The organism is Mesorhizobium loti (assembly GCF_003148495.1).
GTDB lineage: Bacteria > Pseudomonadota > Alphaproteobacteria > Rhizobiales > Rhizobiaceae > Mesorhizobium > Mesorhizobium loti.
Genome location: NZ_QGGH01000009.1, coordinates 16,536 through 29,816, shown reverse-complemented (window position 1 = coordinate 29,816; position 13,281 = coordinate 16,536). Strand labels below are relative to the sequence as shown.

12 protein-coding genes and 1 tRNA gene are annotated in these 13,281 nt (G+C 63.4%); 8 read left to right on the top strand and 5 right to left on the bottom strand.

What is annotated here, in order from left to right; translation table 11 throughout:
• Window positions 1-14: 14 nt before the first annotated feature.
• Window positions 15-1,106: a COX15/CtaA family protein gene (locus C8D77_RS25975; RefSeq protein WP_109669809.1), complete on the bottom strand. Its 1,092-nt coding sequence runs from the start codon at window positions 1,104-1,106 to the stop codon at window positions 15-17.
• Window positions 1,107-1,304: 198 nt separating this feature from the next.
• Here C8D77_RS25975 and C8D77_RS25970 point away from each other — a divergent pair, with 198 nt between their 5' ends.
• Complete coding sequence (locus C8D77_RS25970; RefSeq protein ID WP_109669806.1) at window positions 1,305-1,520, top strand: DUF2842 domain-containing protein; 216 nt, start codon at window positions 1,305-1,307, stop codon at window positions 1,518-1,520.
• Between the two features lie 16 nt (window positions 1,521-1,536).
• On the opposite strand, the gene C8D77_RS25965 is transcribed toward C8D77_RS25970, so the two are convergent.
• Window positions 1,537-2,595: a polysaccharide deacetylase family protein gene (locus tag C8D77_RS25965; protein WP_109669456.1), complete on the bottom strand. Its 1,059-nt coding sequence runs from the start codon at window positions 2,593-2,595 to the stop codon at window positions 1,537-1,539.
• 91 nt (window positions 2,596-2,686) lie between these two features.
• On the opposite strand from C8D77_RS25965, the gene C8D77_RS25960 reads away from it, so the two are divergent.
• The gene (locus C8D77_RS25960; protein ID WP_109669453.1) at window positions 2,687-3,910 is read left to right on the top strand and encodes a GNAT family N-acetyltransferase; all 1,224 of its coding nucleotides are present in this window, start codon (window positions 2,687-2,689) and stop codon (window positions 3,908-3,910) included.
• A 4-nt stretch (window positions 3,911-3,914) separates the two neighbouring features.
• A complete protein-coding gene (locus C8D77_RS25955) occupies window positions 3,915-4,751 on the top strand; it encodes a GNAT family N-acetyltransferase (protein ID WP_109669451.1) in 837 nt (278 codons plus the stop codon).
• Window positions 4,752-4,800: 49 nt separating this feature from the next.
• On the opposite strand, the gene C8D77_RS25950 is transcribed toward C8D77_RS25955, so the two are convergent.
• On the bottom strand, window positions 4,801-7,077 hold the full coding sequence (locus C8D77_RS25950) for a GumC family protein (protein WP_109669448.1): 2,277 nt from the start codon (window positions 7,075-7,077) through the stop codon (window positions 4,801-4,803).
• A gap of 258 nt (window positions 7,078-7,335) precedes the next feature.
• On the opposite strand from C8D77_RS25950, the gene C8D77_RS25945 reads away from it, so the two are divergent.
• From C8D77_RS25945 to C8D77_RS25925, 5 genes are all read left to right on the top strand, one after another.
• Complete coding sequence (locus tag C8D77_RS25945; protein ID WP_109669803.1) at window positions 7,336-7,899, top strand: polysaccharide biosynthesis/export family protein; 564 nt, start codon at window positions 7,336-7,338, stop codon at window positions 7,897-7,899.
• A gap of 10 nt (window positions 7,900-7,909) precedes the next feature.
• Window positions 7,910-9,040 (top strand): glycosyltransferase family 4 protein, encoded by a 1,131-nt coding sequence (locus C8D77_RS25940; protein ID WP_109669446.1) that lies wholly within the window; start codon window positions 7,910-7,912, stop codon window positions 9,038-9,040.
• Window positions 9,041-9,135: 95 nt separating this feature from the next.
• Window positions 9,136-10,671: an undecaprenyl-phosphate glucose phosphotransferase gene (locus C8D77_RS25935; protein ID WP_109669444.1), complete on the top strand. Its 1,536-nt coding sequence runs from the start codon at window positions 9,136-9,138 to the stop codon at window positions 10,669-10,671.
• Window positions 10,668-11,936, top strand: coding sequence for an O-antigen ligase family protein (locus C8D77_RS25930; RefSeq protein ID WP_109669441.1), 1,269 nt, complete (start codon window positions 10,668-10,670; stop codon window positions 11,934-11,936). Before C8D77_RS25935 ends, C8D77_RS25930 begins: the two co-directional genes overlap by 4 nt.
• Window positions 11,937-11,992: 56 nt before the next feature.
• Window positions 11,993-12,069 (top strand) — tRNA-Pro (locus tag C8D77_RS25925).
• Window positions 12,070-12,200: 131 nt separating this feature from the next.
• Here the strand turns inward: C8D77_RS25925 and C8D77_RS25920 are convergent.
• Window positions 12,201-12,662 (bottom strand): YbaK/EbsC family protein, encoded by a 462-nt coding sequence (locus tag C8D77_RS25920; protein ID WP_109669800.1) that lies wholly within the window; start codon window positions 12,660-12,662, stop codon window positions 12,201-12,203.
• Between the two features lie 187 nt (window positions 12,663-12,849).
• Window positions 12,850-13,131, bottom strand: a complete 282-nt coding sequence (locus tag C8D77_RS25915) for a helix-turn-helix domain-containing protein (RefSeq protein ID WP_109669797.1) — start codon at window positions 13,129-13,131, stop codon at window positions 12,850-12,852.
• Window positions 13,132-13,281 lie beyond the last annotated feature (150 nt).

Sequence of the window (13,281 nt, the reverse complement as noted above, 5' to 3'; positions counted from 1 at the left end):
CGATCGGCTCGGGATCAGCTCCTGAGCGCGATTGCATGCGGCAAGGGATAGGCGCCCTTGGTGCCGCGCCAATGCGCTGATGCAAAGCCCAGCACAATCAGTGCAAAGGCTTGATGGGTCAGCGCCATATGCAGCGGCACATGCATCAGCAGCGTGCCGATGCCGATCGAGGCCTGCACCAGCACCAGCAGAAACAGCAACGTCGCGCGCCGCGCATGCGTTGAGCCTGGCAGCCGCCGGCGCGTGGCGATCATGTGCCACAAGGCCACGATGAACACCGTATAGGCGCCGAGCCGATGGATGAACTGCACCGTCTTCGGGCTTTCGAAGAAGTTGCGCCATGCCGGCTCGAGGATCAGCAGGTCGCCAGGGATGATCTTGCCATCCATCAGCGGCCAGGTGTTGTAGCTCAAGCCGGCGTCGAGCCCGGCGACCAGGCCTCCGAGATAGATCTGGATCAGCGCCAGCAGCACGATGAAGCCAGCCAGCCTCTGCGTCGACCGATCGGCGGCGGGTTCGGAATGCGGCGCCAGTCCGCGCGCGACCACCATGGTCGCGGTGAAGATCAGCGCCGCGAGTGTCAGGTGGGTCGCCAGCCGGTACTGGCTGACGGAGACCCGGTCGACCAGACCGGAGGCCACCATCCACCAGCCGATGGCGCCCTGCAGGCCGCCGAGCAAGAGAATGCCCACGAGTTTCGGTCCCAGGCCGCGCTCGACGCGGCGCGTCGCCCAGAAGAACAGCAGCGGCAGGGCAAAGACCAGGCCGACGCTGCGCGCCAGGATGCGGTGCGCCCATTCCCACCAGAAGATCGACTTGAAGGCCTCGATGCTCATGCCCTTGTTGAGCTCGGCATATTGCGGGATCTGCTGATAGAGCTGGAATTCCTCTTGCCACTCGGCGTCGTTGAGCGGCGGTATCACGCCGTGGATCGGCTTCCACTCCGTAATCGACAGGCCGGAATCGGTTAGCCTCGTGGCGCCGCCGACCAGCACCAGCGCAAACAGCACCAGAAGCACCACATAGAGCCAGCCGCGCAGCAGCGCCCGGTTATGCAGGTCGCGGTCGCGGGCGACGTATGGCGCAGCAGCTGATATGGCAGCCATGATCTTGTCCCGGCAGGTTGGTTTGGCGGATTGGTGGACCATCGCACCCGTGCTGGCAAGGCCATGCGGCGCGGCACGCCGTCGCGCCGCGCCTCACCGGTTGCACAGCTTCGCGTCAAGGCCTATGCGGGGCAACAGCCCTTGAGCTTGCCGGGCCGCCTGTGCGAATTGCCGGCATGCTCGACCAGGAGACCAACCATGCCCCTGCGCCTGAAAAAGCTGATCGGAATGTTCCTGCTGGTGGCGCTGGTCATCATCTATGCGCTGGTCGCATCGATCTTCGCGGTCGCCCGGCTGTCGGAATCGGGCCCGTGGGTGCATTTCCTGTTCTTCCTGCTCAGCGGCCTGCTCTGGGTGCTGCCGGCGATGGGCATCATCAAATGGCTGATGCTGGAGCCACGGACCAAGCGCTAGGCGGAACCCGACCCCATCAGATGGTAACGACCATCTTGCCGGCATTGGCGAGCGGCGTCGTCACGCCCGACAGCATGGTGCGGATATGGGCAAGGCTCTGGTAGCGGCCGTTGACTGAAATGCGCGGCAAGGCATGCAGGAAGCCGGCATGCTCGGCACGCAGCACACCGTGGCGCGTCGTCACGGCGGAGGTGTAGCCGGCGTCGCGGGCAAAGCCCACCTCGCGGCAGCCGACAGCGCTGGCATAACCATAGGGGTAGGCGAAATGGCTGGGCTTCTCGCCCAGTTCGGCCTGCAACATGCCGCGCACGGCGCCGATCTCGTGCCGGGCACCGGTTTCGGAAAGCCGCTTCAGATTGCTGTGGTTGATCGTGTGGGCGCCGATCGTCACCAGCGGATGCGCGGCCATGCCGCGGATCTCGTCCCAACTCATCAATGTGCGCAATCGCGGGCCGTCGGCGTCGATGCCATTTGAGCGAGCCAGATCGCGCAACACCGCCTGCAGGTCCTCCTCGCGGACTTCGGAGGTGAGATAGGCGTGCAGGCGTGCATTGGCCTGCAGTTTCTTCGCAGGTGTCGAGCAATCGATCGTCAGGGGACCATTCGGTCGCGTCAGAGTGAGGCTATCGCGCGCTTTGACGATATCCTCGACCACATCCCACCACAGGTCGGCCGTGCCGTTGATCAGCCCCGGCGCTACATAGATGGTGATCGGCGCGCCGTGCTTCTCCAGCACCGGCAGCGCCTCGGTCATGTTGTCGCGATAAGCGTCGTCGGCGGTGATGGTGGCAAACTCGCCGCCCTTGCCGCCTGCCTTGATGCGCTCAACGGCTTCGTCCATGGAGACAAAGGCATAACCATGCGCCTTCATGTCGGCGATCATGGCATCGAGGAAACCGGGAGCAATGTTGAGATGCCGGTTGACGCTGTCGGGCCTTTCCGGCGTCGCGGTAACGCGATGCAGCATCAGGATGGCGCCGATGCCGCCGATGAATGGTTTGGCCAGCGGTGCGAGACCGGTATAGCGGGCGACGTTCAGCGCCAGTTTCCGGATTGCCTCCCCGCCGTCGATCATTCATTCACCTTTTGCGCCTAGGCTGATCCAAGCACGGAATGCGCCTACGCGAACCCCCAAATCGCGATCAATACGCCCTAAGGATTGAGGTATGGTTGACGCTGCAGCGTCATTTGACGGCAATCGGCTTGCGGCGACCGAGGCGTCGTCGCGCGCCTTGCCACGGAACCATGCCGGCCTGTCGATTTCAGTGGCGTCCACGGACGGACTGGTGGCCTATGCCGAGTTCTGCCGCTCGGCCCTGTTTGCACCGCCGCAGAGTGCTGCCTGGATCCTGAGCTGGGCTGCCGAGGTCCGACCGGATCTGCTCGTTGCGACACTGAGCACCGAAGGCAAGCCGGTTTTCTCGTTGGCCCTGGAGGTCACCGCCAGCGGTCCGTTCCGCGTCGCCCGCTTAATGGGTGGCCGCCACGCCAATGGCAACTTCGTCGCCGCGGATCCGCACTGGCTGGCCAGATCAGATGTTCCGGCCATCCGAGCGATGCTGACGGCCATCGCCAAGGCACGTCCGGACATCGATCTCGTCGCACTGGAACGATTGCTGCCCGATCTCGACGGCGTCGCCAATCCCCTAGGCGCGCTTGACCATTTTGCCAGCCCCAATCTGTCGCTGGCCGTTGACCTCGACGGCGGCTTCGATGCGCTGCTTTCTCGCGCCAGCGGCAAACGCAAGCGCAAGAAGCACCGTTCGCAGACACGCAAGTTCGAAGCCGTCGGCAGTCATCGCCGCATCGAAGCCAGAACCGCCGACGAGGCGAACAGGCTGCTCGACGCCTTTTTCGAGATGAAGGAATTCCGCTTCCGCAAGATGGGCATCGCCAACGTCTTCGGCGACAGGCAGGTGCGCGGCTTCTTCCGCGCGCTGTTTTCGCAAGCGCTTGCCGAGGACGAGCCCTCCTTCATGCTGCACGGGCTCGAGGTTGCCGGCAAGCTGCGCGCCATCACCGGGTCGAGCCGTTCAGGCAAGCGACTGATCTGCGAGTTCGGCGCGATCGCCGAGGACGATCTCGGCCACACCAGCCCCGGCGATTTCCTGTTCTTCGACAACATCCAGGAAGCCTGCGAGGCCGGTTTCAAGGTCTATGATTTCTCGGTCGGCGACGAGCCTTACAAGCGGCTGTGGTGTGATATCGAAACCCGGCATTTCGAAGTGCTGATACCGCTGACCCTGAAGGGCCGCGTGCTGGCGCTGGCGCTTCGGCAAGGCACAGGGCTCAAGGCCTTCATCAAGAACAGCCCGACGATCTGGAAGCTGACCAAGATGCTGCGCCGCAGGGCGGCCGGACAGGCAGCGCCCGCCGAAGACGATAGCTAAGGCCATGAAGCCGACCATCCGCACACTGTCGCTGCAGGAGCTGGCGGTTCTCGTCGACTGGGCGGCCGCAGAAGGCTGGAACCCAGGCCTTGAAGACGCGGCGATGTTCCAGGCCGCGGACCCGGAAGGCTTCATCGGCGCCTTTGTCGGCAACGAAATGGTCGCCGCAGTGTCGGCAGTGGCCTATGGAAGCGAGTTCGGTTTCATCGGCCTCTACATCTGCCGGCCGGACATGCGCGGCAAAGGCTACGGCAAGGCGGTGTGGAACGCTGGGATGACGAGACTTGCCGGCCGCACTATCGGCCTCGACGGCGTCGCCGAGCAGCAGGCCAATTACCGGAGCAAGGGCTTCAGGCCGGCTTACGAGACCATCCGCTACAGCGGGCGCACGGCAGGCCCGGCGGTCAACGCCGACGGACTGAGGACAGTGACGACTGAGCTCGTGCCCGACATCATCGCCTATGACACGCATTGTTTTCCGGGACCGCGGCGGGCGTTCCTGCATCGATGGCTGCAGGCACCGCATCACGGGCTGGCGGCGATCAGTTCACGCGGCACCACCGGCTACGCCGTGGCGCGGCCGTGCCGTTCCGGCTTCAAGATCGGCCCGCTGTTTGCCGACGACCTGGAAATCGCCCTGCAATTGCTGGACGGACTGGCTGGTGCCTGCGGGAGCGGCGACCTGCATATCGACGTCCCCGCCGATAATATCGGTTTCATAGCCGCACTCGAGTCGGGCGGCTTTGCGCCGACCTTCGCCACCACCCGCATGTACAAGGGCCCGGCTCCGAAGCTTGGGCCGCAGCGGCTGTTCGGCGTAACGACCCTGGAACTGGGATAGAGATCAGACGCCGCCCGAACAGGCCTCCGCCAAGCGATCCGCGGCTCTCTCAGGCGGCGGCTGTGCGCCGTCCCGGCACCGGATTGCCGGGCGGTTCGTGGCCGAGCGGCGTCACCAGCGTCAGGTCGGGATAACCATTCTCGATCAGCCTGACCGCGGCCTGCGTCACCTCGTCGTCCGGCTCCAGCATGGAGAGAAAGACCTCGGTGGCATCGCCGGCCAGACGGCCGATGCCTTGCGCGTCGGCCGGTCCGCATTCGACCACGACCAGATCATAGGCCGTTGTCAGCGACTGCATGATGATCGGCAGCCGGTCGGCGGCGCGCATGGCGCGGACCGGATCGGCGGTGCCGACCGGAATGACGTGACAGTCCGAATAGAGATCGGCGTGGATGACGTCGCTGAACTGCGCTTCCGAAGCGAGCAGATTGGTGATGCCGGGGAAAAGCCCGCTATCCAGCATCGGCCGCGAGGCCGCCCCCGAAGCGGTCAGGTCCAGCAACAGCACGCGCAGGCCGGCGTCCGCGACCTCGCGGGCCACCAGGATCGCCGATGCCGCCGCCTCGTCGCCCTCCGGCGAGACGAATATGGCGCGCGCCGCACCGCTGGCGATCAGCTTTTCGGCAGCCTTCTCGATGTCGATCTCGCCCAGGGTGGAACGCACCGGTTCGGGCTCGGCAACCGTCTGCTCGGTGGTCGCCGCATCGGGCATCGCACCCCTATCAGTCGCCTCGGCCCTGTAGGGCATCGTGGCCGTGTGGAGCTCGGCCTCCGCTTCAGCCAGACGGTCCCCCATTTCCTGACGAACGACAGAATCCTGAGGGATCGCGGGTTCCGCGCGGACAGCCGGCATTGCGACCCTATCAGGTGCCTGCGCGACATGTGGCATCGCGACCTCGTCGATCCGCTCGAAGCGGGAACCGGTCGCCGGCCGCATCGCGCGGCCTGAAAACAGCTCCCGCAGCAGCGTCACGATAGCCATGATCAGCAGCGATGCGGCGAAAGCGGCGCCAACGATCGGCCCGACCTTCGGGAAATAGGCCTCGGAGGGAACCGACGCTTTTGAGGCGATCCGGGCGTCGACCGGCAGATAGTTGCGATCCTGGCGCGAAGCCGCTTCGCGGTAGTTGGTCAGATACAGTTCGAGTTGCTGCCGTTTGGCAGTCGCGTCGCGCTGCAGCGCGTCGAGATCGACCTGCTGCTCACCGGCCTGCGCCGAAGCCGCCTTCAACGTGTTGACGTCTGCGACAAGCTGGTTCTCGCGGGCCTTTGCCGTCTCGGCCTGCATCAACAGGCCTTTCATGATCTTCTGGGCCTCGCTACGGATCTGTGCGTCGAGATCGGCCAGTTGCGATTTCAGCGCGCGAATACGCGGATGATTGCCAAGCAGCGTCGTCGACAGATCGGCGATGTTGGAGCGCAATTCGACCTGGCGCTCGCGCAAGCGCTGGATCAGATCCGATGACAAAACCTCTGGCACGGCATCCAGCGAACCGCCATTCTGCAGCGCCCTGCGCACACCGTCGGCTGTCGCTTCGGCCGCGGCGCGATTGGCGCGCACTTTCGACAGTTCGCTCGACAGCTCCGAAAGCTGCTGGGTGGCCAGCACCGAATTGTTGCCACCCATCAGAAGATCGGACTGTGAGCGGTAGGCGGCGACTTTCGCCTCGGCGGTTTTGACCTGCTGCTGCAGATCGGCGATCTCCGGCGCCAGAAAGTCGGCGGCAGCGTTGTTCGATTCCAGCTTGGCCGCCCCTTGCCCCGCTATATAGGCGGCGGCAATGGCGTCCGGTATGGCGGCCGCCAGCTTGGGATCTTCCGATGAGAACTCGATAGCAATGATGCGGGTCTTCTCGACGCCATAGACGTTGAGCTTCTCGTGCATTTTCTTGAGGACGCGCTCTTCCGTCGGAATTTCCATCGGGTCGCTTTTCAGGCCAACTAGAACCAGAGCACGGCTCAACGGCGACATATCGAGCGCTTCGTCGAACTCGGGCAGCTTTTCCAGACCAAGCTTTTGCGCGACCTGCTTGAGGATTTCGTTGGAGGAAATTATCTGGACCTGGGTGGCGACGCCTTGTTCGTCGAGAATTGGCTTGTCGGTGTCGTTGTTGTTGCTGGCCGGCCGCGTATAGACGGATTCACGCGGAGCGATCTCCACCTGCGTCTCGGCCTTATAGTGCCGAGTCGCCAGCGAAGCGAAGGCGAACGCCAGCCCCGTCACCACTAGGACGACGACGACTATGCGCAGCCAGTTCCTCGCTAGGCTGGCGAAGAGCTGCCTGAGATCGACGTCGACATCTGCGGCCGCGGACTGAACGGACATGCATCCCTACTCCGATACTGGGTCAGCACGTACCGTAAACAACTATGGTAACTCAGCCGTTAAGATCGCGGTAAGTTCCCGTTAGGGTTTACTGGCGGGCGATAAACAAAACCGCCAAAAATCGTAAAACTCTTGTCGATGCGCCGCGTGTCGGCCGCTCCCTTTACCGGCCATTAACCCTAACAGGATGATAACGGGCCTCGATCCCTGATGTTTGCTGCGACGCTGCAGCGGCCAGTCGAAGGTACCTGTCCGGTCATGAAAAGCACTGCTTCCCTGTTTCGCGCTCTGCTTGCCGTATCGATGCTTGCTGGCTGTTCCAGTTACCGGCCGACGCCGGCGGCCTTCCATGAGGTGCTCGATCAGCCCTATCGTCTTGGCGCCGGCGACCGCGTCCGCGTCACCGTGTTCGAGCAGGACGGGCTGACCAACACCTACAGCGTCGACCAGTCCGGCTACCTCTCCTTCCCGCTTGTCGGCGCCATACCGGCGCGCGGCCACACCGCGCAGCAGATGGAAAAGGCAATCGCCGACAAATTGCGGCAAGGCTACCTGCGCGATCCCGACGTCTCGGTCGAGATCGACCGCTACCGGCCGATCTTCGTCATGGGCGAAGTCGGAGCCGCGGGGCAATACTCTTACGTCCCCGGCCTGACAGTGCAGAAGGCAATCGCCATTGCCGGCGGTTTCTCGCCGCGCGCCAATCAGGAAAGCGTCGACATCACCCGCGACATCAACGGCAAGGTGATGACCGGCCGCGTGGTCACCTCCGACCCGCTGCTGCCCGGCGATACCGTCTACGTCCGCGAACGTCTGTTCTGACAGATACCAAGTGGCGGACACACTCAGGATCGTCCATTGCTTTCGTTCACCCGTCGGAGGAATTTTCCGGCATGTGCGCGATCTGACCGAGGCGCAGGTCGCGGCCGGGCATTCCGTCGGTATCGTCTGCGATTCGACCACCGGCGGCGAGTTCGAGGAACATCTGTTCGAGCAGATGCAGGACATGCTGGCGCTCGGCATCCATCGCACGCCGATGCAGCGCCATGTCGGCCCGGGCGACCTTGCCTCGGCCTGGCGCACTTACAGGATCATCAAGGAATTGCGGCCGGACGTGTTGCACGGGCACGGCGCCAAGGGTGGCGCTTATGCCCGTCTGTTCGGCTCATTGTTGCGGGTATCAAGGTCTCGCGTAGCCCGCCTTTATTCACCGCATGGTGGCTCTCTCCACTATGACGAGAACACGACCACCGGAAAGCTGTTCTTCGCGCTCGAGCGCTTCATGGCCCGCTTCACCGACTACCTGCTGTTTGTCTCCGACTATGAACGGCGAACATATCGCAGGAAGGTCGGCGAGCCGCCCATTCCCAACGCCCTTGTCTATAACGGCCTGCGCGCCACCGAATTCGAACCGGTGGTCACGGAGCCCGACGCGGCCGATCTGCTCTATATCGGCATGATGCGCGACCTGAAGGGACCGGACATCTTCATCGATGCACTGGCCCTCGCCGGCCCCCAGTTCGGCCGCGCGCTGACCGCGGTGATGGTCGGCGACGGAGACGACCTGCCGCGTTACCACGCGCAAGTGAAACGCCTCGGGATTGAGCGCCATGTCCGCTTCCTGCCGCCGATGCCGGCCAGGGAGGCTTTTGCGCTGGCGGCGCTCGTCATCGTTCCCTCGCGCGCCGAGGCCATGCCCTATATCGTGCTGGAAACGCTTGCGGCGGGAAAGCCGATGATCGCAACCGCGGTCGGCGGCATTCCAGAGATCTTCGGCACCGGTTCCCCTGCCCTGATCCGGCCCGACCCGGTCGAGCTTGCCGACAAGATGAGCCAGGCGCTGGCCGACCCCGCCGCCTATCACGACCTGATGCCCGATGGCGCCGACCTCAAGGCGCGCTTCGGCGCCGATGTGATGGCCGCCGACATCGAGAAGGCCTACTTCGCCGCGCTCGGCAAATAGACGCAAAGGCCAAGCCGTTTCAAAGCCACGGGTTGTTTCAAGGGTTTCTTAGCTCTCTTTTGCTATTCACCGAAGGGAAGCTTGCGGAAAGCCCCATGAACGAGATCGACCCCGCGCGCCGCTTTTCACCAGAGGCGGTGCGTAAATTCGACGGCCCGGCCGATGGCGACACGCCCGGCGGCATGAACGATGTCGCCCGCCAGGTCGCTTCGCAGTACAGGCGCGATACCATGTCGCCGATCATGGTCAGCGGCGTCCTGCGCATGGTCGAATTCGGGTTGTTGCTGCTGTCCGGGCTCGGCGTCTATTTCCATTATGTCGGGTTCTTCAACTATCTCGCCTGGCAATATCCGCTGACGATCGCGGCCGCGTCGTTCCTTGCCGTGGTGCTGCTCGACGTCACCGACTGCTACCAGATCGTCGCCCTGATGCGGCCCATCGCCAATTTCAGCCGCATCCTGCTGGCCTGGGCTGGCGCCTTCGCGCTGATGGCGTTGACCGCGTTCGCCACGAAGATGTCGGAAGACTATTCGCGCCTTTTGTTCGGCACCTGGTTCGTCATCGGCTTCGTTCTCATCTTCGGCCTCAGGCTGGTGATGTCGAAGCTGATCCGAGCCTGGGCGCGTGATGGCCGCATGGAGCGGCGCGCCGTGATCGTCGGCGGCGGCAAGGCGGCGGAAGTCCTGATCCGCTCGGTCGAAAAACAGCCCTACAACGATATCCGCATCTGCGGCATCTTCGACGATCGCGGCGACAAGCGCTCGCCGCCCATCGTCGCTGGCTATCCCAAGCTCGGCACCATTTCGGAACTGATCGAATTCGCCCGCATCGCCCGCATCGACATGCTGATCGTATCGCTGCCGCTGACCGCCGAATCGCGCGTGCTGCAGTTGCTGAAGAAACTGTGGGTGCTGCCGGTCGACATCCGGCTGTCGGCGCATTCCAACGCGCTGCAGTTTCGCCCGCGCGCCTATTCCTACATCGGCGCGGTGCCGATGCTCGACATCTTCGACAAGCCGATCAACGACTGGGATTCGGTTGCCAAGCGCGCCTTCGACATCGTCTTCAGCCTGATCGGTATCGTGGTGTTCTCGCCGGTGATGCTGGCGACCGCGATCGCCATCAAGCTCGACAGCAAGGGGCCGGTGCTGTTCCACCAGAAGCGGCACGGTTTCAACAACGAGATCATCGAGGTCTACAAGTTCCGCTCGATGTATACGGACAAGGCCGACCCGACCGCCAAGCAGACGGTGACCAAGAACGACCCGCGCGTCACCCGCGTCGGCCGCTTCATCCGCAAGACCTCGATCGACGAGCTGCCGCAGTTCTTCAACTCGCTCTTGGGTTCGCTGTCGTTGGTCGGTCCACGCCCGCATGCCATCGCCGCGCAGTCGCACAATTTGCTCTACAATGAAGTGGTCGACGGCTATTTCGCGCGCCACAAGGTCAAGCCCGGCGTCACCGGCTGGGCGCAGATCAATGGCTGGCGCGGCGAGATGGACACCAACGAGAAGATCCGCATGCGGACGGAATATGATCTCTACTACATCGAGAACTGGTCGCTGCTGTTCGACTTGCGGATCCTGTTCCTGACGCCGATCCGGCTGCTCAACACGGAAAACGCCTATTGAGCGCGATCAGCCATGATTTGCCGCGCGCGGCGGTCAACGCCAAGCTGACCGCGCTGATTTCCTCGGGCGCGGTCTTCCTCGGCATTCTGCTGTCCGGCTTCGTCATCAGCGAGCCGGCGCCCTATGAACTCTACATGGCTGGGCTGATCGCCATCTGGGCGCTTTTCGGCTTGAGGATTTCCCGCGCGGCCACGCCGCTCCTGGTCCTGCTGGTGACGATGAACATTGGCGGCATGATCTCCATGACGCAGATGGCGGACCTCGCCAACACGCCGCTCTATCTCGCCGTATCGCTGTTTCTTGCCTTCAGCGCGGTGTTCTTCGCATCGATCACCGCTGTACAGCCGAGCCTCTACCGACTGATCTTCATTGCCTACGTGGTTTCCGCCGTGGCGACCTCGCTGCTTGGCATTGCAGGCTATTTCCACGCCTTTCCGGGCGCCGAAATGTTCACCAAATACGACCGTGCCGCCGGCGCCTTCCAGGACCCGAACGTGTTCGGACCGTTCCTGGTGCTGCCCGGCATCTATCTGCTCTATCTGCTTTTGACCGGACCGGTCACGCGCATGCCGCTTTTGGCAGTGCCGCTGCTGATCATCACCGCCGGTATCTTCTTCTCGTTCTCGCGCGGCGCCTGGGGCATGTTCGCCGTCTCGGCAGTCCTGCTCACCGGCTGCCTGTTCCTGCAAAGCGCCAGCGGCATGTTCCGGCTGCGCGTGGTGGTGATGACGATCGCCGCGCTGGCGCTGCTGGTCGTCGCCATGATCGTCATCCTGCAGCTGCCCGGCGTGTCGGAGATGTTTTCCAACCGCGCCCATCTCGAGCAGAGCTACGACACCGCCCGCCTCGGCCGCTTCGCCCGCTACGGCATCGGCTTCCAGATGGCGATGGAGCATCCGTTCGGCATCGGCCCGCTGGTCTTCGGCACGATCTTCGGCGAAGACACCCACGACATCTGGCTGAAGATGCTGATGGACTATGGCTGGCTCGGCTTCGTGTCGTTCCTCACGCTCGTCGCCTGGACGATGGCAGCCGGATTCCGCATCCTGCTGCGCGACCGGCCATGGCAGCCCTATCTCCTGTGCGCCTATGTCGCCTTCATCGGCAATATCGGGCTCGGCACCTTCATCGACATCGACCATTGGCGCCATGTCTACCTGCTGCTCGGCCTGATCTGGGGCGCCATCGCGCTGGAATACCGCCACCAGCTGCTCTTGCGGCCTGCCTTGCAGCGCTCATCAGCACCCGCAATCGCAGCGGGATAAAAGTCGCGGAATTCGGTTGACCCGCACGGGGTTATCACGATACATCGCGACCGGTCCGGAGTGTAGCGCAGCCCGGTAGCGCACTTGACTGGGGGTCAAGGGGTCGTCGGTTCGAATCCGGCCACTCCGACCATTTCAAACAAGGACTTGCCCCCAAAGTCCGCCTTTCCAGATGCCCCGGTCAGTCTGGCCAAATCTTGGATCGGGGCAAAATCCCGGAACGTGTCCTCTATCGTCTTGCTTGAAGTCCGGGTTAGGCCCGCCCTACCCCTGGCATACATCGACCCACTCAGCGCCGATTAGATCGACCATGCGCTGCGGGCTGATCCGCACTGCAGCATTGGTGGCGCCTGCCGCTGGCACCACCTCTTCGAATTCGCGCAGCGATACGTCGCAATAAACCGGCAGCGGCGCCGGCAGGCCGAACGGGCAGACGCCGCCGACCGGGTGGCTGGTCGCTTCGACAACCTCGGCGGCGTCGAGCATGCGCGGCTTGCCGCCGAACTGGTCCTTGAACTTGCGGTTGTCCAGCCTGGCGATGCCGCTGGTCACCACCAGCATGGTGCGGTCGCCGACGCGCAGGCAGATCGTCTTGGCGATCTGTGCCGGCAGCACGCCATGCGCCTCAGCCGCCAGGGTCACTGTGGCCGAGCTCGCCTGCGTGACGATGACATCGATGTCGGGTGCGTGGGCGGCGAAGAAGGCACGAACGGAGTCCAGGCTCATATCGAAAAACCCATGGTTCAAAACCGTGAAGGACGGCGGAATGCGGTCCGGCAGCCAAGGCCGCCGCGCGTATAAGGTCGTGCGACATACAAATCGGCAAGCGCCAGGCTGAAGCGGAACGCTGCGGCAGGTACGAGGAAACCCGCCAAGGAGGCCTTGGCGGGTTCTCTGGAATGCCTGGGCGGATTTATGCCAGCGATCGACCTTGCGTCGCCGGCGTCGGCACAGGGCTGATCAGAGCCTCCTGGGAAAGTCGAAGCGCTGACACAATACGACGCAGCTTCGACGGATCCGTTATCCTGCCGTTCTCGATATCCTCAATCTCATCGACCGACAGTCCGCATGTCAGGGACAGCTTTTCCACGCTGTAGCCGCGGGCCTCCCGCATCGCTCTGAGGGTGCTGTAATCTGGCCCGCTCCCGTTGGTTGCCGGTTCGGAGAGGGCTTCGCTTTTTGCATTATGGGGCATTGGCAACTCCATGACTGAAAGAGTTTGATCAAATGAGGAGTGTTGCCTGAGACGATCGGGAAGATGCCCGCTCGGCAGCGATTTGCCAAGAGCCAAACGGACCGTCACGGGATCGTGAACCGCGGGATCGGGTACACGTCGCGATCAAGT